We start from the raw sequence: 19,520 nt of genomic DNA, 5'->3' as shown, positions 1-19,520 counted from the left end.
ATTGCCATGAAGATCCTCATTGTGGGCGGTGGCCAGGTCGGCTCCTATCTGGCCACCCTGCTGTCCGCCAACGATCACGCCGTCACCGTGGTCGAACAACGGGAACCGATTGTCGAACGACTGCGGAAGGAACTGCCGAACGTATCGTTCCTGCTGGGCGGCGGTTCTCATCCGCAGGTGCTGGAAGACGCCGGCATTGCTTCCGCGGACGTGGTGGTCGCTGTCACCGGCCGGGATGAAACCAATCTGGTGGTCTCCACGCTGGCAAAAATGGAATACGGTGTCTCGCGCGTGGTGGCGCGGGTGAATAATCCGAAAAACAAATGGCTGTTCACGCCCGCGATGGGCGTGGACGCGGGTGTGAACCAGGCAGACCTGCTTGCGCATCTGATTTTGGAGGAAATGAACCTCAAAGCAATCTCCACGCTGCTGAAAATCAACCGTGGGGACTATTCGATCATTCAGATCGAGGTGGATGCGCATGCGGCTTCCGTTGGTAAAAAACTCAAAGACCTCGCCATCCCGAAGCAGGCTTTGCTCATCGCCGTCACACGCAACGAGCAAACGTATCTTCCGAAAGGCGACACAACGATTCTGGAGGGTGACAGCATCCTGGCACTGGCGGACAGCGGCAGCCGCGCGCAGCTGCAATCCATTTTTGGCGCATAGCGGGCCGACTGGCTGAACCCTCCAGTGTGCCAAACCGCATGGGTTTTTCGGCTGTCCGTACATACTAAGAAGAGAAGGAAAACGCATGCAGCGTCCGGCCACGCCCGGTCCGGGCATGTTGTATGAAAGAAAGCAGAGGGTTATTATGCGTAAAAAGAGAACCGGCATCATTGTCATTTGCATCGTCGCACTGGTCGTCGTCATTGGATTTGCAAGTTCCATCGGCATCTACAATGGGCTGGTGAGCGCACAGGAAAACGTGCATACCGCATACAGCGGCATTCAGACGGATCTGCAGCGCCGCAGCGACCTGGTACCCAATCTGGTTGCCACCGTGCAGGGATATGCCAAACATGAAGAAACCGTTTATGCGGATATTGCCAACGCGCGCGCGGCACTGGTGAGTGCGGGCAACGCCCAGCAGGCCGCCACCGCGAACGACCAGTTGTCTTCCGCCCTGTCCCGCCTGCTGGTGATTGCCGAAGCGTATCCCGACCTAAAAGCAAACCAGAACTTCATCGACCTGCAAACGCAGTTGGAGGGAACGGAAAACCGCATCGCCGTCGCCCGAACAAAATACAACGACGCCGTGCAGTCTTATAACCAAAGCATCCGGTCATTTCCGGGCTCGATCATCGCGGGAATGTACGGATTCAAGGCGGAACCGTATTTCCAGGCGGGCAGCGAAGCCCAGCAGGCTCCCACGGTCTCGTTCAGCTGAGGGTCGGATAAACTATGAAAAAATTATTGGCAGGGATCTGTCTGGCCCTGTTTTTCACGCTACCCGTTTTTGCCGAAAACTACCAGTCACTGAACCCCACGCCGGCATTCTACACCAACGACTTTGCCAACGTGCTGAACACAAACACCAAACAACAGATCGACCGGATCGGCAAAGCGCTGGAGGATGCCACCGGCGCACAGGCCGTCGTGGTCACGGTGAACAATCTGGGCGGGAACACCATCGAAACGTTCGGATTCCGCCTGGGTGATAAATGGGGCGTGGGTCAAAAAGGCAAGGACAACGGCGTCATCCTGCTGCTGACGATGAAAGAGCGGCAATACCGCATTGAGGTCGGAGACGGGCTGGGCGGCGCGATACCGGACATCACGGCCGGCCACATACAGGACGATATCATGGCGCCCTATCTCAAAAAGGGCGATTATTCGAACGCCATGCTGGAAGGATACAAGGCCGTCGTTTCCAAAATTTATACGGAATACAACATTACGCCGCCCGCCGATCTGGGCGCGAGCAGCGTACCGGAAAACACAAAGTCCAATACCGGCAACTTCCCGGTTTCAGTCATCCTACCCGGTATCCTGGTGATTTTATATCTCATCACCCGCTTTTTCCGCGGAGGACGAGGTGGACGCGGCGGGCGAGGCGGGCGAGGCGGCGGATTTTTCTTTTTTCCGCCGGGTGGATTCGGCGGCGGAGGGTTCGGTGGCGGAGGATTTGGCGGAGGCGGAGGATTTGGCGGCAGTTCCGGGGGCGGCGGCAGTTTCGGCGGTGGCGGCTCAAGCCGGGGATTCTGACAAAAAAGGCGGGTTTCCACTTCCCCACCCTGCCCCAGATCGCATCCATGCCAAACGCATTATGAAAGGGAACGCCTTCATGCAGGACAAATCGACCCATCACGTCCCACCGCCGTACAACCATTCTTTGGCGCTGTTTCTCCTTACCGTAGTCACCTCCGGGTTTGCCGGACAAATGATCGCCGTTTCCATTGGCTGGCAAATGTATGCGCTGACGAAGTCAACCTTTTATCTTGGACTTGTCGGGCTAATGCAGTTTTTGCCCATGATCCTGATGACGTTGTTTTCCGGCTATATCGCTGACCACTTTAACCGGAAGCTCATCGTGTTTTTCTGCAATGCGGGGCTTTGCCTGTGTTTTCTGTTCTTAGGCATTTCCAGTTATCTCGGCGTAATCAGGACGTCCTCCCTGCTGGTGTCCGCGTTCATCATCGGGGCGGTTCTTTCGCTCTATGGCCCGTCCATGCAGTCGCTGCTGCCGGGCATCGTGGAACAGGCTGCATTCACCAAAGCAACCGCGCGAAATGCAGCCTGTTTCCAGGCTGCCACCATTGTCGGACCGGCGCTCGGCGGTCTGCTCTATGCGTTCGGAGCGGATATTGTGTATTTCGCATCGGCCATTTCCATCGCGGTGGGCTGCATCTCGATCCTGTTTGTACGGGTAAAGACGCGTGAAATCAAACATGAGCCCATCGGCGCGCAAACGTTACTTGCGGGCGTTACGTTTATCAAAAGCCGCCCCGTTATCCTCGGTGCCATCTCGCTGGATCTGTTCGCCGTGCTGTTCGGCGGCGCCACCGCGCTTCTGCCGGTCTATGCCTCCACGATTCTGAAAATCGGCGCAGTGGGGCTTGGCATTTTGCGCTCGGCACCCGCCATTGGCGCGTTCCTCGTCTCTTTTTTCCTGGCGCGCCGCCCAATCGGCCGCAGGGTGGGCGTGACGATGTTCATGGCGGTCATTGTTTTCGGTCTGGCCACCATCTGCTTTGCGGTTTCACGGTCGTTCGCCTTGTCCCTTGCCGCGCTGCTGGTTCTGGGCACGGCGGATGTTATCAGCGTGGTTATCCGTTCCTCGTTGGTGCAGCTGCAAACACCGGATGCTATGCGCGGCCGCGTCAGCTCGGTCAACCAGTTGTTCATCGGCACATCCAATCAACTGGGAGAATTTGAATCGGGACTGACGGCTTCCATCTTCGGCACGGTGTCCGCCGCGCTCATCGGCGGCATCGGTACCATCTGTGTGGTGCTGATCTGGATGAAGCTGTTCCCGCGCCTGCGCAGGATGGACACGTATGAATATAGCACAGAGCCCCGGCCCCAGACTATTGCATAACTGCAGAAAAAGCCGCCGTAAACCGGCGGTTAACTTTTTTCATGAAAGTTAACAACGGTTCAATTGTATCCGGCATCGGCACGCCCTATAATAAGCCTTGAAAAGAGGGTGATACCATGCAAACGATCCAGATCGGCGCCAATATTGCCAGTCTACGTAAAGAAAAAGGCGTCACGCAGGAAGAACTGGCCGACTATCTGGGAATATCAAAACCCGCGGTCTCCAAATGGGAATCCGGGCAGAGCTACCCTGATATTCTGCTGCTCCCGCGTCTCGCGGCCTATTTCAATCGGACTGTCGACGAACTGCTGGGGTATGCGGCGCAGATGACGGTGGAAGAAGTCAAAAGCCTGTATATCCGGCTTGCCGACGCTTTTGCCGACGAGCCGTTCGACACCGTATACGCACGGTGCGAAGAAGCGGTAAAGTCCCATTATGCCTGCTTCCGGCTGCTGTTTGCCATGGCACAGCTACTCGTCAACCACGCGCCGCTGGCAGGTGCGCCAGACCGGGTGGCCGCCGTCTACCGCGAAGCATCCGGCCTGTTTTTGCGTGTCGAGCGGGAAAGCGGCGAAACGGGGCTTGCGAGACAGGCGCTTTCAATGCGGGCGTTCTGCGCATTGGTCCTGCAGCAGCCGGACGAGGCGATCAAACTGCTGGAAGGTATTGAAGAACTTTCGCTCTCGGGAGACCAACTGCTCGCGAAAGCTTACGCCATGCAGGGAGAAACCGGCAAAGCAAAGGACGTGCTGCAAAAATATCTATATCAGAACGCCGCGGGCCTGTTTGGCGCTTTTCCGGATCTGATGACTTGCTATGCGGACGAGCCTGAAAAGATCGACATCTGCCTGCAAAAGGCACTCGCGCTCGGGGATACGTTCGATTTTCAAGATATGCACCCCGGACTGTACTTCACCCTTTACCTGACGGCGGCCGCACTTTATGCCGCGCTGCACCAAAACGACCGCGCGCTTGACCTGCTGGAAGCATATGTGGACCTGTTGTCGCGCAAAGACGTATTCCCACTGAAGCTCAAAGGCAGCGCCTTTTTCGATCGCCTGGAGCCGTATTTCCAAACGCTGAACCTCGGCACAAATGTGCCGCGCAGCAATGCACTCATCTGCCGGGATCTGAAAACGACCGTGACCGGCAATCCGGCATTCCAAACACTGAAAGACGAAAGCCGCTTCCGCCGGATCATACGGCGGCTGGAGCATTGGGAGGGTGACAAGAGATGAACCATCTGATGTCGTATCTTCCATTTTTGATCCCGGTGGCGGTTATCGAACTGGCGCTGGCCGTCATGGCGCTTGTGCACGTGCTGCGCCACAATACCTATCGCTTTGGCAACCGCATATTCTGGGTCATTGTGGTGCTGGTGCTGGAGATCATCGGACCCATCCTGTATTTTACCATAGGACGAGGTGACGAATGATGGACATCCTGCAATTGGAAGGTGTATCCAAACATTTTGGCAGCCTGCAGGTGCTGCGGGAAGTTACTTTTTCCGTACCGGAGGGTTCGATTTTCGGCCTCATCGGCAAAAACGGTGCCGGCAAAACCACCCTCATGAAGCTGGTTCTCGGCTTTTTGCGGGCGGATGCAGGTGAGATCCGCGTCTGCGGCGAACCGGTGCGGTACGGCAATGCCCGTACCAACCGACTGATCGGTTACCTGCCGGATGTGCCGGCGTTTTACGGCTATATGACCCCTGTCGAATACCTGCGGTTCTGCGGACAGATTGCCGGGATGCCGCCCGCAAGGATACGGGAGCATTCCAAAGAGCTGCTGGAACTGGTGGGGCTGGGCAGTGTAAACCGGAAGATACGGGGATTCTCCCGCGGTATGAAACAGCGGCTGGGCATCGCACAGGCCTTACTCGGCGAACCGCACCTGCTCATCTGCGACGAACCAACCTCGGCGCTCGACCCCGTGGGCCGCAAAGAGATTCTGGATATCCTGTCGCTTGCGGGCAAACAAACCGCCGTGCTCTTTTCCACACACGTCCTCTCGGACGTGGAGCGCATCTGTGACCGCATCGCCGTGTTGGATGACGGGAAGATCGCTCTGCAAGGCCCGCTGGAAGAGATTCGCGGCTGCCACCGGCAGGATGCCGTGCGCATCCAGCTTTTCGACGCGCCTCCCGACGGCTTTTTTGACCTCTTCCGGCAGATGCCGTTCGTATCGGCCGTGTCGGCGGAGGAGGATACCGTTACCCTCCGTCTGGCTGACGCAAAACAGGACGGCGCGAACGTGCTGAATTTTCTTCTGCGTGAACAGCTTCCCATCCTGAAATATGAGGTGCTGGAGCCAACGCTGGAAGACGTCTTTATGGAGGCCGTGCAATGAGAGGATTTGCCGCTTTTGCCCGTAAAGAACTACTGGAACAGATTCGCAGTTACAAAGCGCCGATTTTGCTTGCGGTTCTGTTCCTGTTTGGCATGACCAGCCCGCTGTTGGCTAAACTGATGCCGGATCTTTTTAAAAACCTGTCCATTTCCGGCATGACCATTACCATTCCGACACCGACAGCGGCGGACGCATGGGGCCAGTTTTTTAAAAACACCGGGCAAATGGGTTTGGTGGTGTTGCTGCTCATCTTCGGTACGGCTCTCTCCCAGGATATCGCACGCGGCACATTGCTCATCCCGCTTTCCAAAGGACTGTCCCGCGGCGCGGTCGTGCTGGCGAAATATGCGTCTTCCCTGCTCATCTGGACAGCCGGATACGCGCTTTCCGCCCTTACCTGTGTGGGCTATACGCAGTACCTGTTCAGCCATTTTGGGCCGCCGCACCTGTTTTTTGCTCTGTTCTGCCTGTGGCTGTTCGGTGCATTTCTGCTTGCACTTTTGCTGTTTACCGGAGCCGCAGCCCCGGGCAGTTACGGCGGGCTGCTGTTCGCCGTGGCAATCGTGGGCGTCCTGCTGGCGCTGGACGCGTTTCCAAAACTGCAGGCAGGAAACCCGGTCTCCCTTGCTTCGCAAAGCGCCGCTCTGCTCACCAAAACCGCCTCGCTGCAGAACCTTTGGACGGCAGTGTGGGTTACAGCCGTTTGCACCGCGGCCTGTCTGGGATGCGGCGTGCTTCTGTTGCAAAAAAACGGCACACGCAGCTAACACAAGAAAGGCGCAGCGCCTGCTTTCTTTGTTTGGGTCATAAGAAGCCTCCGGCCGCCCCAAGGGCACGGCGATCGGAGGCTTTTCCTGTAACATGGCACCACAAAATAAGAGGTAACCCATGGTAAAAGTGTGATTTCCAGACCGATTCGATGCGCCTTTTAAGGCAACATCGCAGGAGATAGGCCAAGGGATTGTTCAAACCGCCGGTTCAACCGGTGGTTTTGATGCGCAATGCCGTTTAAGAGGGGACAATTCCGTACAGGGGGTTCAGAACACAAGAAAAAAGCCGTAAATATTGCTTTACGGCTTTTGGCGTCCCCGGGGCGATTTGAACGCCCGACCCCGCGCTTAGGAGTGCGCCGTGTCGTACAATCTATCGTGTGTTCTGGTATCTTGCAATGCCCGTGAACCCGCATGGTACAAGGATTTGTGTCGATTCGCCTGTTATCCGGTGCTGTCGCATATTACCGGATATTTGCTGAGATTTTCGAGTCCAATTAGCAAGCTCTTAGCAAGAACCCCCATTAAATCTGTCCAACCACTCGTCTGCAAAGCGGTATTTTAAGGGCGTTTCGTAAGTGCGGAACGCCCTTTTGCCGTCTCTGGAGGCAGTTGCCAAACCCCCGACGCGCTGCGCACTTCGTTTGAAGCATCCGTGAAAGCGGGTGCTTTTTTATACCGGAAAGAAGGTGAAAAGAAAATGAATCAAGAAGACTTTCATGTGCAGGTTCCCCTGCCGCCCGAGAAGGTTCGGCTTATCCTGCTCGCCAGCGCATCCGCCCAGCCGTTTGCCGAGGTGTTTTGGGAAACAGTGCAAGGCGACAGCGAGATCGCCGTCCTGCTGCTCAACCTTCTTTCGCGTTTGCAGGAGGAAAAGCGGTATGACCAGATGTTTGAAGTCCTGCGGATTCTGCACAGCGCGTTCCGCGTCCGTTTCGCCCCGGAGCTGCTGGCGCTGCGAAACGTCCCCACCGCCCGCGCGTATTTTTTGGATTGCTTTCTCCGGGATTTCTACGAGATCATGGACGACCATGTGGCCGGTATCGGATAAGAAACGTTGTCACAGCCAGTTGACCCATTCGCGGCGACTATGCAGGATACGCAAAACCGTTACCGATTGCGCCTCCTCCGCCACTGTGTAGAAAACCAGATACGATTCGACCGGCATTTTCCGAATGCCCAGCGCCGCAAGCCGTTCGTCCGCTACGACCGCATAACGCATCGGCAGCTCGGCAAGCTCATAAACGGAATCCTGTATTCTTTTTACCAGCGCGCGGGCGGTTTGCGGTTCGCGCAGTTCGTCCGCGATATATCGGGCGATCTCATATAAATCGTCGGCGGCGGGCTGCGTAAAGCGGACGGCGTAGGTGCTCATGGGCGCTCATCCAGCTTTTGAAAGACCCGGTCGAACGCTTCCGACGCGGGAATCGTTCGCCCCTGCTTGGCGGCGTCCATCCCTTCGTCCAGCAGGTGATACAGTTCAAATTTTCCGACCAGTTTTTCATAGGTTTCAATGCTCATGACGGCCAGATCGCCCTGCCCATTCTTGGTGATGTAGACGGGCTCGTCGTATTCGTGGCAAAACGCAGAGATTTCGTTGTATTTGTTCCGCAAGTCAGAACTCGGTTGAATACGCGGCATAAAACTTCACCCCTTTCTGCAATTCAACATATCAATATTATACGCAAATATTGATAGAATTACAACCTTTTTTGAGAAGGTGAAAAATTTGCCCGGCGTCAGCAAGGAGCAGATTGCCCGCGCCAAGGAGTGGGACTTGCTCTCGTATCTTAGGCGGTATGAGCCGGACGAGTTGGTGCGCACCGGCCCCCATGAGTACTGTCAGCGCCAGTGATAAAATGAAGAAAAACGCCGGTCAAAAAATGTAGGTTTGCAGCGGAAAGGGATGCAATATGGTACACTCAAATCTGTCTGTTAAGCAGCAGGCGGAAAGGGTGTCAAAAATGGAAGGAGCAAACCGGATGGATATCCGAAGCGACCGGCAAAAAGGACTGAGCTACACAGAGATAGCGCGCAAGTACAACATTGACCCGAGGACGGCGAAGAAATACGCCGAGAGCGAGGCGCGACCGGTATACAGCCTGAGCGCAACGAAGCGTCGAAGCTGGACCCCTACAAGGAGCAGATAACGGTATGGCTGGAGGAAGCGCCGTACTCAGCGGAGCGGATACTGGAGAAAATTCAGGAGCAGGGCTTCGAGGGTGGGCACAGCATCGTGCGGGAATACGTGCGAAACAAGAAGGAACAGTTGGACGAGAAAGCAACGGTGCGGTTTGAAACGATGCCGGGACTTCAAGGGCAGATGGACTGGGCGTTTTTTGAGGATCACACCGTGCCGGAGGATGGGAAGCTGAAAAAGCTGTACTGTTTTCTGTTCATTTTGGGGTACTCGCGGACATGGTACATAGAGTTTGTGACCGACATGAGTACCAACACTCTGATCCGCTGCCATGCCAACGCGTTCCGGTATTTAGGCGGTTACCCGGAGGAAATTCTGTATGACAACATGAAGCAGGTCGTCATCAAACGGCTGCTGAAGCAGGAAGACAGTACCCTCAACCGGCAGTTTGAGGATTTCGCCGGATTCTATGGGTTCAAGCCTATGCTGTGCCGGCCATACCGAGGCCAGACAAAGGGTAAAATAGAGCGCACGGTACAGTTCGTACGGGATAATTTCATGATTGGCATCAAGTACTCTTCACTTGACGACCTCAATGGCCAGGCTCTCGCATGGTGTAATAAGGTCAATGGGAAAGTCCACGCCACAACAAATGAAATTCCCTTCGAGAGACTAAAAAAAGAGGGCCTTAACCCTCTTAAACGTGAATATATCATCGACAAAATCAATCTGCGCCGGGTACAAAAAGACTGCCTCATCTCGTACGGCGGTAATCAGTATTCCGTGCCATCGGAATACGCCGGCGAAGATGTGGCAGTCGTAGCATTGGACAACGTGCTTGCTGTCTACTATGAAGGAAAGCAAATTGCCCTGCACCGAATATCCTACCAGAAAAAAGACATGGTCGTCAATGCCCATCATTATCGCAGGCTGACCGTCAAGCAATCCCTTGATACAGAAAACACCCTGCTGGACGGCGACAGTGTCATCGACTTTCCTATCCAACAACACGATTTGAACCGGTATGACGAGGTGCTGCTATGACGGAACTGACGATGGAACGTCTCAGGGAAAACCTCGAAAGCCTTAAGATGAAAAACACGCTGGAGATATTGGACAATTATCTTGAAAGAGCTGTAAAGGACGAACTCAACGTTGTAGATGTGCTCGACCATATCTTTGCCGAGGAAGCATTGTCAAAACGGCGACGCGCCTATGAAAAGCAGGTGCAAATGTCCGGATTTCCCATCAAAAAAACGTTGGAGGATTTTGATTTCAGTTTCCAGCCCTCCATTGACAAGCGCCAGATTGAAGAACTGGCTACCATGCGTTTCCTTGAAAACGGAGAGAATATCGTCTTCCTCGGCCTGCCCGGTGTGGGCAAGACCCATCTGGCCTCAGCACTGGGGCTGGTTGCCGCCAAGCATCGATTCTCCACCTATTACATCAACTGCCACACCCTAATTGAGCAGCTCAAAAAGGCTCATTTTGAGAATAGACTACCGGACAAGCTCAAAACTCTGGGCAAGTACAAAATGCTCATCATTGACGAAATTGGCTATCTCCCGATGGATATTCAGGGGGCGAATCTGTTTTTTCAACTGATTGCGAGACGTTATGAGAGAGTCTCCACGATCTTTACCTCCAATAAGACCTTTTCCCAATGGAATGAGATCTTCGCCGACGTCACTATCGCCTTTGCAATCCTAGACCGTGTTTTGCACCACTGCACCGTTGTCAATATCAAGGGTGAGAGCTATCGCCTTAAAGAGCGAAAGGAGTACATGAAGCAGAAGCAGCACATCGTCAACACCCTTTTCGAGCAGGGCCAAAACTAATTTTTCAACATTTCCTTACCGCTGTTTTCATGCATTTTTTAACTGGCGAAAACCTGCAAATTCAAATCGGCGTTGACAGTTTGGAAAGCATTCGAAACTTTATGAAAAAATACCTGTAAAACGGGGGTGACAATGGGTCTTTCCATCTCACGATAAATAGAAGGAGTTTTTCAAGAACCTTCTGTTGTACCTCGACAACTGAATACCCCATATTTTAGGTACATACTCCCGCGTGGCTGCAAAAGCGGCAAGCGAAGGAGAGGCGGCGCGAAGATGGCGAAAGCCGAAGCAATCTACGCGCTCTCCAACCCGGCTGTGGCAGGCCGGGGCGCGACGATACACGCGGACACAATGATACTTCCACACGGCCTCCCACGGACTTGAGGGGGAACCCTGCGGTATGCGCCGCCTTTGGCAAAGGCGCGGTGCTGCGGAGCTATGATGCGGCGGGCCAGCCGCAGCCTGAAATACGCCCCTGCCGGGGGTGCGTGGCAAATACGGCAGAACATCGGCATTAGAGATCATGGGCTGGCTCTGCATCTGTGGAGCCAACCCATTCCTGTAATGCCGATGAAAACCGCACCCGCAGTCGCAACATTGCATCATATGGCGCGCCGACTTACAATAAAGGGGCAAGATACCAAAGCAGCGCGCTATCGGGAAATACAAGGAGGAAGGGGTTTATGAATCAAGGTGTCAACGATAGTGTTCGAAACGTGCCTGCCCCAAACCGGAGAACGTACAGGGTTGAGGACATCGCCTCTATTTTAGGCATTGGCCGATCCTCCGCGTATCATCTGGTAAAGCAGCGCTGTTTCAAAACTGTACGCATCGGTACGTCCATACGGGTATCTAAAAAATCCTTTGACGAGTGGTTGGACAGCCAAAATTTATGACTGCTCAAATCAGGAGGAATGCAGTATGGCTTCCATCATCAAACGTAAGAAAAACTATGCCATCGTTTACAATTACACCAATGAGAACGGTGAATCCAAGCAGAAGTGGGAAAGCGTACCGACCTATAAAGAAGCCATTCGGCGCAAAGCTGAAGTGGAGAATCAACTGTTGAGCGGCACCTACATTCCGCCAGTTCAACAATCCGTAACCGAATTCTTGAAAGACTTTGTTTCAACCTACGGTGAAAAACGTTGGGGCATTTCGATGTATGACGGCTGCACCGCCTTAATCGGCAACTACATTGATCCCATCATCGGGGACATGCACATTCAGTCGATCAACACAAGGGCGGTGGACAAATACATCCAGACCTTACGAAAGACGCCATGCGTCAGCACACCGACCCGGAAACCCTCTACGAAATATGTGACCGATAAAACCATCGAGAAAATCATCAAGCTGTTGAGTTGCGCGTTTGGCCAGGCCGTCCGCTGGGAACTCATCGGCAAAAATCCATTCAAGAATGCCGTTTTGCCCAAAACCGTATATAAGCGGCGGGAAATCTGGACGGCCGAGATGATCCGCACGGCACTCGATGCATGCACGGACAGCAGGCTTTATGTGGCCATCAATTTGGCGTTTGCCTGCTCGCTGCGTATGGGCGAGATTTTGGGGCTGACCTGGAACAACGTCCACATCACAGATGCGGATATTGCCAAAGACGATGCCTCCGTCTACATCGACAAGGAACTGACGCGGGCATCCAAGCATGCCATCGAAATGCTGGGCGAGCGGGATATCTACTATATTTTCAAGCCGCTGCTCTGCGACACGAAAACGCGGCTGATTTTGAAAAAGCCCAAGACGGAGACGAGCATCCGTAAAATCTGGCTTCCAAAAACGCTGGCCTATATTTTACGGAAATGGCGGCAATCGCAGGAAGAAATGAAAGGTTTTCTGGGAGACGAGTATCAGGACTTCAACCTTGTCGTGGCGCAGTCCAACGGCCGCCCCTGCGACGACCGAATCATTCTGAAGGAATTCTCCAAGCTTAAGGAAACCGCCGGGTTGCCCAACGTCGTATTTCACAGTCTGCGACATTCCAGCACGACGTACAAGCTCAAGCTGAATCATGGCGACCTGAAAGCGACGCAAGGGGACACCGGCCATGCCGAGATCGACATGATCACAAAAATCTACGCGCATATCTTGGACGAGGATCGGAAAATCAATGCGCAGAAGTTTGAAAATGCTTTTTACGCAAATCCTGATCTGCGGGAAGTCAAAGCACCGTCAGAACCCGCACAGCCGTCCGTGGACGTTCAAGCTCTCGCGGAACAACTTTCCCGGTCGCCGGATTTGCTCACATCCCTGTCGCGCATGGTCGCCGCACAGCAAGCGCCTCATCAGCCCTGCTAAGTCTGCTCCAAGCGTGTTTGCGAACACGCTTAGCAAAAAAGCTGAAATTCTTAGCACGGGTGCAAAAACCGTTCGAATCCAATTAGCAAAAATCGGTTACCGGGACGCACAGAGACACCATCGTTTCCAGCCTTGCAGGAAACATGCAGACAAAAGAAAAGTGCCGTGAACCCTTTGATTCTACGGCACAACTGGTGTCCTCGGGCGGATTCGGACCGCCGACCTCTCGCTTAGGAGGCGAGCGCTCTATCCAACTGAGCTACGAAGACGTATGAAATTTTGTGGGTTAATGGATTCGAACAACCTTCCGCTTAGGAGGCGAGCGCTCTATCCAACTGAGCTACGAAGACGTATGAAATTTTGTGGGTTAATGGATTCGAACAACCTTCCGCTTAGGAGGCGCGTGCTCTATCCAGCTGAGCTACGGAGACATGCAAAAAATATATTCTGTTATGATTGGATTTTGTTAGGCAGTCCCGCCCGCTTGATATGTCCGCGCTTTATCCGGCCAAACTGCGAAGACAGGTGTTAAAGCACGATTCGGGGGACGATGCACAACCATGTTATTATATATCCGAAGCCCGCGGCTGTCAAGGCAGACAGGGCACACGCATCAATAACGGCTGTATCTGGCCGTACGCAGTTCCCGGACATATGGCTCCAAAAAAGGCATGCCACTTTCCGACGCGATGCGTATCTCCCGTTCGATATCATACTGCACCCGGCAAAAAGAAATGCTGTAGGGTGCATCGTTGCAGCTGCCCAGTTTTCCTTCCAGAATGGCATAGGAAGCCTGTGTCAGGTCAAGCGGGTTACCCACACTGCCGCAGTTGAACAACGTCTTCATAGAGAAACTTTCTATGTAGGCATGATGGATATCCCCATACCCCACAAGGTCGGAAACCTGTGGGATTGCCAGCGTACCCGGCAATGTAGGCGGTTCAAACATAGATTCTTTTTGCCCGATGGCCCCATTGAAATACACCCGTTTGAACAAGCTGGTGGGGTGCGCATGAAACAGGCGCACAAGTTGCCCGCTCAGGAAAAAAGTGGTTTGACCGGGAAGCCCTTGAAGCAACAGCAAACCTTCACGCCCCAATTGATTCCGATACCACAACACAGAAGGCTCAAAGTTGTCCCGGCTGACAAAATCGTCCCAGTTTCCCTGCACGACGGTCTCACACACTTCCATACACCGATACAGCACTTCCACGCTTCTGGGGCCCTTTCCAACCAGATCACCCAAACAGATGATACGTCGGATACCGCGCTGCCTGATATCGTCCAGAACGGCCTCCAGAGCCGTCAGGTTCCCATGAATATCCGAAATAACGGCGATCCTGTCCAAATTGCTCACTTCCTTTCTAGTGCCCGCTTGGTAGAATATCCAGCTGCTGCAGAACGGTGTGCAGGCGTTCCGCGCATTGATGCATCTGCTCCTGTTCCTCCGGAGAAAGCGGGATCTCCAAGACCTGGCCAATCCCCTGATCCGTGATGACACACGGCAGACTCAAAGCCACATCATGGATACCGTATTCTCCGGTCAGAGTAGTGGACACGGGCAGCACGCTACGCTCGTGCAGCATGACCGCTTTGGCAATGCGGCCCACGCTGTTGGCTACGCCTGCATTTGTGTAACCTTTTAGCTGCACGATGTGATAGCCAGCCTGCCTCACTTCACGCACAAGCGCTTCCCTGTCCAAATGCACCGGCCGACGGAAGATACGTGCGGCATCCGGCAGCGACACGCCCGCAATGGAAACCATGCTCCATACAGCAAATGCCGTGTCGCCGTGTTCCCCAAGGATATAGCCATGCACATTCTTGGTATCAACCGCGTATTCCTCGGCAATCAGCCTGCGCAGGCGAGCCGTATCCAGCAGAGTGCCCGTGCCGATGATATGATCGCGTGGATAATTGAATTCGTTCTGCGCCACATATGTAACAATATCGACCGGATTGCTGACAACGATCAGAACCGCATCGGTCGTATATGGACAAATCTCCGCCATCGTGTCGCGTATGACGGCAGCGTTGGAGGCAGCCAAAGACAAGCGGTCGTGCACGACCTTTCCAGGTTGTACACTCGTGCCGGCAGCAATCACCACGATCTGCGCATCCGCACAATCGGCAAAGGTGCCGGCGTGCACGTGCACATTCGGACTATAGGCAAACGAAGTGGTGTGGCTTGCATCCAATGCGACTCCCTCGGCGCGCTGCACATTGCGATCAATAACCGCGATCTCGGACACCAAACACAGAGACAACATGGCGTCCACCACCGCAGCGCCCACCATACCGGCCCCGATGACAACCACTTTATTGTTGATAGACCGCATATCGCTCTCCTTTATCGGATATCCTGTTATATACGATTGCACCGGCATACAGATTTTTCAATGAAAAAAGCAAAAACGCCCAGCGCCTTTGCTTTTGATTTGCAAGAAATCTATGAAAAATTATACCGCTGCATGTATGCTCTGTCAAGAAATTCGGATGGTCACAAAAAACAGCAGTGCAGCTCGAAAGCTCCACTGCTGTTGACATGCCGCTGCGTTTGCCGTTATTTGGCCACCGCAACCTTGCTCTTGATATATTTGTCAATCGCATGGGCAGCCTGACGGCCGGCACCCATGGCCAGAATGACCGTAGCCGCGCCGGTTACGGCATCGCCGCCCGCATACACGGCTTTATGAGTCGTTTTGCCGTCTTCATCCGCCACAATGCAGCCGTGAGAATTGGCGTCAAGGCCCGGTGTGGTGGCGGTAATCAGCGGATTGGGCGTGGTGCCGATCGCCATAATAACACTGTCCAGCGGGATTTCGAAATTGGAACCTTCCTTAGCTTTTGGGCGGCGGCGGCCGGAAGCATCCGGCTCACCCAGTTCCATCTCCACGCATTCGATAGAACGAACGATACCGTTCTCATCACCGTGGATTTCCACCGGAGAAGTCAGGAATTTGAAAATGATGCCTTCTTCTTTGGCGTGGTGGACTTCCTCGGCACGAGCTGGCAGCTCGTGTTCGGAGCGGCGATAAACAATATACACTTCTTTAGCACCCAAGCGTTTGGCACTGCGCGCCGCATCCATTGCCACATTACCGCCGCCGATGATGGCCACACGATGCGACTTTTTGATCGGCGTATCGTAGTTTTCTTTGTATGCCTTCATCAGATTAACACGGGTCAAAAACTCGTTGGCGGAATACACACCAACCAGGCCCTCGCCCGGGATGCCCATAAAACGGGGCAGGCCCGCGCCGGAACCGATGAACACTGCTTCATAACCCATCTCGTTGATGAGCTCCTCAATGGTAAACAGCCGACCGATGATGGAGTTGGTGTTGATGGTCACGCCCATCTTCGTCAGGTTTTCCACTTCCTGCGCCACAATGCTCTTAGGAAGACGGAATTCCGGAATACCATACATCAGCACGCCGCCGGGGGTATGGAACGCCTCGTAAACGGTGACTTCATAGCCGAGCTGTGCCAGCGCACCGGCACAGGCCAAGCCCGCAGGGCCGGAACCGACGATTGCCACGCGGTGACCATTGGATGCTGGCACCGCCGGCGCCGCACCGCCCTTGGCGCGGTGCGTATCCGCCGCGTAACGTTCCAGACGGCCGATGGCGACCGGCTCGCCCTTGATGCCGCGCACACATTTACCTTCGCACTGAGTTTCCTGCGGGCAGACACGGCCGCACACGGCCGGCAATGCGTTGGTTTCGCTGATCTTGGCATAGGCGCCTTCGTCGTCACCCTCGGCAATCAGTTTGATGAATTCCGGGATCTGGACATTCACCGGGCAGCCTTCCACACAGGGACGGTTTTTGCAGTTCAGGCAGCGCTGAGCTTCTTCCCGCGCCATTTCCGCAGTATAGGTGCCGGTCACTTCCTCGAAATTCGTTATACGTACATCAGGCGCCTGCTCGGGAGCGGGCAGCTTGCTTTTATTCATATTCGGCATAATAACCTCCATGCGCCGCGCGCAGTATTCTCTCTGAAACGGAAACGACAGCCAACAACCGGCAATCACACCAGATTGTTCAGCTTGCAGTAGTGATCCAGCGCCGCGTGCTCTTCTGCCTTATAGGTGCCAAGACGTTTCATCGCTTCGTCAAAATCCACTTCATGGCCGTCGAAGTCCGGACCGTCCACGCACGCAAATTTGGTTTTTCCGCCCACCGTTACACGGCAGCCGCCACACATACCCGTCCCATCGATCATGATGGGGTTGAGGCTGACGATCGTACGGATGTTGTATTTCTTCGTGAGCAGCGAAACAAATTTCATCATCGGCAGCGGCCCGATGGCAATCACGCAGTCGTAATCCGCGCCGGCTTTGATCTCGTCTTCCAGCGCGTTGGTCACAAAGCCTTTTTTGCCGTAGGAACCATCGTCGGTGCAGATGATCAGCCTGTTGGAAACCGCTTTCATTTCGTCTTCCAGGATCACGATATCCTTGCTGCGGAAACCGGCAATGATATCGACATGCGCACCGGACTGGAACAAATGCTTCGCCTGCGGGTAGGCGATGGCGCAGCCAAGACCGCCGCCGATGACGGCCGCTTTTTTGACGCCTTCAAGCTCAGTAGGCCTGCCAAGCGGACCAACGAAATCCCTTAAAGAATCTCCGGCGTTCAGCCGGCTGAGTTCTTTTGTGGTTTTTCCGACGATCTGGAAAATGATCGTGACAGTGCCTTTTTCCACATCCGTATCCGCCACCGTGAACGGCACGCGCTCGCCATATTCATCGATGCGGAGAATGATAAACTGACCGGCCTGGATTTTTTTGGCGACAAAAGGCGCTTCAATCTCCATCAAGGTAACGGTGGGATTTAAAACCCTTTTCGAAACAATTTTAAACATGGCACTCTCCTACTGAATCTTTTTATACAGGATGGAAACCCGTGGAACTAAATATCCTGGTCCAATCTGTAAGCGTGCTAAACGAAGCCTTTTGCGGCCGGCATACACGGGTTTAGCGCCACCCTCGAAGGGCAGCGCTAAACCGATATTGCCCTGCGGCGTTGAGCTCCGTACTCTTCCCGACCGCACAAATGCAATTTCTTACACAATACAGGGCCGCATCTGCGGGTTGCAGACCTATATTATGATAATACTTTTTTTGCAAAGTTACAAGCCCGATCATGCTGGAATTGGGCGCAAAACATGACATGGCAGACCTTTTCCACATGGATGGGTTTTCGGGTATAAAAAACATCACCCCGCGGAGTGATGTCAAAAACCAAAATCAGATGTTGATGGTGTTGGAAATGTCATACAGATTCTTGTCGAACGGCTTGACCATCTTCAGGGCTTCATAAATATCATAATCCACGATCTTACTGTCTTTCATGACAACGACCCGGTTGCCGATACCCGCCGCAAGCAGTTCCACCGCGTGATAACCCATCTGTGAAGCGACCACACGGTCACGCACCGTCGGAGAACCGCCGCGCTGCACATGGCCAAGAACCGTGGCACGCGTTTCGATGCCCGTTTTTTCTTCGACCAATTTTGCAATCTCGGCCGTATGGCCGACGCCTTCGGCCACAATAATTATGTAATGCTTCTTGCCCGTCTTCTGAATCTCACGGATACGGGGAACCAGCTCTTTTTCCACATCATACGCGATCTCCGGTACCAGAACGGCGGTGGCACCCACGGCGATTGCCGTATCCAGCGCGATCCAACCCGCCCGACGCCCCATCACTTCCACCACACTACAGCGGTCGTGTGATTCGGTGGTGTCACGCAGGCGGTCGACCATTTCCATTGCGGTGTTAACGGATGTATCGAACCCGATGGTGTAATCGCTGGAAGAAATGTCGTTATCAATGGTGCCGGGGATACCAACGCACGGGATGCCGCGTTCGGAAAGGTCGGACGCGCCGCGGAACGAACCGTCTCCGCCGATCACGGCGATACCGGCGATGTTGTGCTCTTTGCAGACCTTGATGGCTTTCTGCATGCCTTCTTCGGTCTTGAATTCCGGGCTGCGGGCGGTATACAATACCGTGCCGCCGCGATGGATGATATCGGATACGCTACGCAAATCCATATCGAGCAGGTCGCCGGTGATCAGGCCGTTATACCCGCGCTTGATGCCGACCACATGCAGGCCTTTCGCTATGCCCGTACGCACAACGGCGCGGATGGCCGCATTCATGCCAGGCGAATCCCCGCCGCTCGTCAATACGCCAATCGTCTTATTCAAGTCTGCCATTCTACAGAAACCCCCTATTCATATACGGCACCGCCGCAAGTGATAAACAACTGTTCTGGTATTGGACATGCCACATTTATTATACAGGCATTCGAACCCGTGTCAATACCCGTTTTTGATTAAAATCGTATGTGCAAGCTGCGCCTCGGTTTCCGGAACCAGGATTTCAAAATACCCGTCTTCCGCGCCGCCGCCCACCGGCCGGACACGAACGGCCAAATTTGCCGCAGACAGCAGCTCTTGAACTTTTAATACAGACTCCTTCGTTTGAGCCATGTATATCACAGTCCACATCCAAATACCCTCCGATTCAGGCGACACCATGCAACAGCACTGG

23 protein-coding genes and 1 tRNA gene are annotated in these 19,520 nt (G+C 54.1%); 15 read left to right on the top strand and 9 right to left on the bottom strand.

The features are described 5' to 3' along the window. Positions 1-6: 6 nt before the first annotated feature. From ETHHA_RS06905 to ETHHA_RS06865, 9 genes are all read left to right on the top strand, one after another. Positions 7-669: a potassium channel family protein gene (locus ETHHA_RS06905; RefSeq protein ID WP_013485260.1), complete on the top strand. Its 663-nt coding sequence runs from the start codon at positions 7-9 to the stop codon at positions 667-669. A gap of 145 nt (positions 670-814) precedes the next feature. Next, complete coding sequence (locus ETHHA_RS06900; protein WP_041687322.1) at positions 815-1,390, top strand: LemA family protein; 576 nt, start codon at positions 815-817, stop codon at positions 1,388-1,390. 14 nt (positions 1,391-1,404) lie between these two features. Then, entirely contained in the window at positions 1,405-2,208 is an 804-nt protein-coding gene (locus ETHHA_RS06895; protein ID WP_013485258.1) for a TPM domain-containing protein, read from the top strand. A 79-nt stretch (positions 2,209-2,287) separates the two neighbouring features. After that, positions 2,288-3,541 (top strand): MFS transporter, encoded by a 1,254-nt coding sequence (locus ETHHA_RS06890; protein ID WP_013485257.1) that lies wholly within the window; start codon positions 2,288-2,290, stop codon positions 3,539-3,541. Between the two features lie 116 nt (positions 3,542-3,657). Then, positions 3,658-4,779 (top strand): helix-turn-helix domain-containing protein, encoded by a 1,122-nt coding sequence (locus ETHHA_RS06885; protein WP_013485256.1) that lies wholly within the window; start codon positions 3,658-3,660, stop codon positions 4,777-4,779. Beyond that, the gene (locus tag ETHHA_RS06880; protein ID WP_013485255.1) at positions 4,776-4,976 is read left to right on the top strand and encodes a PLDc N-terminal domain-containing protein; all 201 of its coding nucleotides are present in this window, start codon (positions 4,776-4,778) and stop codon (positions 4,974-4,976) included. The genes ETHHA_RS06885 and ETHHA_RS06880 overlap by 4 nt, the downstream gene beginning before the upstream one ends. Beyond that, a complete protein-coding gene (locus ETHHA_RS06875; RefSeq protein ID WP_041687320.1) occupies positions 4,976-5,890 on the top strand; it encodes an ABC transporter ATP-binding protein in 915 nt (304 codons plus the stop codon). The genes ETHHA_RS06880 and ETHHA_RS06875 overlap by 1 nt, the downstream gene beginning before the upstream one ends. Then, complete coding sequence (locus ETHHA_RS06870) at positions 5,887-6,657, top strand: ABC transporter permease subunit (RefSeq protein WP_013485253.1); 771 nt, start codon at positions 5,887-5,889, stop codon at positions 6,655-6,657. The genes ETHHA_RS06875 and ETHHA_RS06870 overlap by 4 nt, the downstream gene beginning before the upstream one ends. A 703-nt stretch (positions 6,658-7,360) precedes the next feature. After that, the gene (locus tag ETHHA_RS06865) at positions 7,361-7,711 is read left to right on the top strand and encodes a hypothetical protein (RefSeq protein ID WP_013485252.1); all 351 of its coding nucleotides are present in this window, start codon (positions 7,361-7,363) and stop codon (positions 7,709-7,711) included. Positions 7,712-7,720: 9 nt separating this feature from the next. Here the strand turns inward: ETHHA_RS06865 and ETHHA_RS06860 are convergent, their stop codons facing one another. After that, positions 7,721-8,035 carry a type II toxin-antitoxin system RelE/ParE family toxin gene (locus tag ETHHA_RS06860; RefSeq protein ID WP_013485251.1) on the bottom strand — a complete coding sequence of 105 codons (315 nt, stop codon included), beginning with the start codon at positions 8,033-8,035 and terminating at the stop codon, positions 7,721-7,723. Further along, the gene (locus tag ETHHA_RS06855; RefSeq protein WP_013485250.1) at positions 8,032-8,301 is read right to left on the bottom strand and encodes a type II toxin-antitoxin system prevent-host-death family antitoxin; all 270 of its coding nucleotides are present in this window, start codon (positions 8,299-8,301) and stop codon (positions 8,032-8,034) included. The genes ETHHA_RS06860 and ETHHA_RS06855 overlap by 4 nt, the downstream gene beginning before the upstream one ends. An 88-nt stretch (positions 8,302-8,389) precedes the next feature. Between ETHHA_RS06855 and ETHHA_RS16215 the strand changes: the two genes are divergently transcribed. The 6 genes from ETHHA_RS16215 to ETHHA_RS06840 all read left to right on the top strand — a co-directional run bounded on the left by ETHHA_RS16215 (position 8,390) and on the right by ETHHA_RS06840 (position 12,954). Continuing rightward, on the top strand, positions 8,390-8,515 hold the full coding sequence (locus ETHHA_RS16215; protein WP_278244197.1) for a hypothetical protein: 126 nt from the start codon (positions 8,390-8,392) through the stop codon (positions 8,513-8,515). A 109-nt stretch (positions 8,516-8,624) separates the two neighbouring features. Next, positions 8,625-8,810, top strand: a complete 186-nt coding sequence (locus tag ETHHA_RS16060) for a hypothetical protein (RefSeq protein WP_120366429.1) — start codon at positions 8,625-8,627, stop codon at positions 8,808-8,810. Further along, positions 8,729-9,844, top strand: coding sequence for an IS21 family transposase (gene istA / locus ETHHA_RS06850; protein WP_156793972.1), 1,116 nt, complete (start codon positions 8,729-8,731; stop codon positions 9,842-9,844). Before ETHHA_RS16060 ends, istA begins: the two co-directional genes overlap by 82 nt. Beyond that, complete coding sequence (gene istB / locus ETHHA_RS06845; protein ID WP_013485249.1) at positions 9,841-10,638, top strand: IS21-like element helper ATPase IstB; 798 nt, start codon at positions 9,841-9,843, stop codon at positions 10,636-10,638. Before istA ends, istB begins: the two co-directional genes overlap by 4 nt. 683 nt (positions 10,639-11,321) lie before the next feature. After that, entirely contained in the window at positions 11,322-11,534 is a 213-nt protein-coding gene (locus ETHHA_RS15090) for a helix-turn-helix domain-containing protein (RefSeq protein WP_013485248.1), read from the top strand. Positions 11,535-11,559: 25 nt separating this feature from the next. Continuing rightward, complete coding sequence (locus ETHHA_RS06840; protein WP_013485247.1) at positions 11,560-12,954, top strand: site-specific integrase; 1,395 nt, start codon at positions 11,560-11,562, stop codon at positions 12,952-12,954. A gap of 192 nt (positions 12,955-13,146) precedes the next feature. Here ETHHA_RS06840 and ETHHA_RS06835 read toward each other — a convergent pair. The 7 genes from ETHHA_RS06835 to ETHHA_RS06805 all read right to left on the bottom strand — a co-directional run bounded on the left by ETHHA_RS06835 (position 13,147) and on the right by ETHHA_RS06805 (position 19,477). Next, positions 13,147-13,223: transfer RNA gene (locus tag ETHHA_RS06835), tRNA-Arg, on the bottom strand. Positions 13,224-13,567: 344 nt separating this feature from the next. After that, entirely contained in the window at positions 13,568-14,311 is a 744-nt protein-coding gene (locus ETHHA_RS06830) for a metallophosphoesterase family protein (RefSeq protein WP_423219399.1), read from the bottom strand. 7 nt (positions 14,312-14,318) lie between these two features. Beyond that, complete coding sequence (locus ETHHA_RS06825; protein WP_013485245.1) at positions 14,319-15,293, bottom strand: L-lactate dehydrogenase; 975 nt, start codon at positions 15,291-15,293, stop codon at positions 14,319-14,321. Between the two features lie 224 nt (positions 15,294-15,517). Then, the gene (gltA, locus tag ETHHA_RS06820) at positions 15,518-16,921 is read right to left on the bottom strand and encodes an NADPH-dependent glutamate synthase (RefSeq protein WP_013485244.1); all 1,404 of its coding nucleotides are present in this window, start codon (positions 16,919-16,921) and stop codon (positions 15,518-15,520) included. A 65-nt stretch (positions 16,922-16,986) separates the two neighbouring features. Then, entirely contained in the window at positions 16,987-17,823 is an 837-nt protein-coding gene (locus tag ETHHA_RS06815) for a sulfide/dihydroorotate dehydrogenase-like FAD/NAD-binding protein (RefSeq protein ID WP_013485243.1), read from the bottom strand. A 385-nt stretch (positions 17,824-18,208) separates the two neighbouring features. Further along, on the bottom strand, positions 18,209-19,183 hold the full coding sequence (gene pfkA, locus ETHHA_RS06810; RefSeq protein ID WP_013485242.1) for a 6-phosphofructokinase: 975 nt from the start codon (positions 19,181-19,183) through the stop codon (positions 18,209-18,211). A 102-nt stretch (positions 19,184-19,285) separates the two neighbouring features. After that, positions 19,286-19,477, bottom strand: a complete 192-nt coding sequence (locus tag ETHHA_RS06805) for a hypothetical protein (RefSeq protein WP_013485241.1) — start codon at positions 19,475-19,477, stop codon at positions 19,286-19,288. Positions 19,478-19,520 lie beyond the last annotated feature (43 nt).

The sequence above is a fragment of the Ethanoligenens harbinense YUAN-3 genome (assembly GCF_000178115.2).
GTDB classification, from domain to species: Bacteria; Bacillota; Clostridia; order Oscillospirales; family Ethanoligenentaceae; genus Ethanoligenens; species Ethanoligenens harbinense.
The sequence above is the reverse complement of the archived record's forward strand: the minus strand, read 5'-3'. Positions and strand labels throughout refer to the sequence as shown.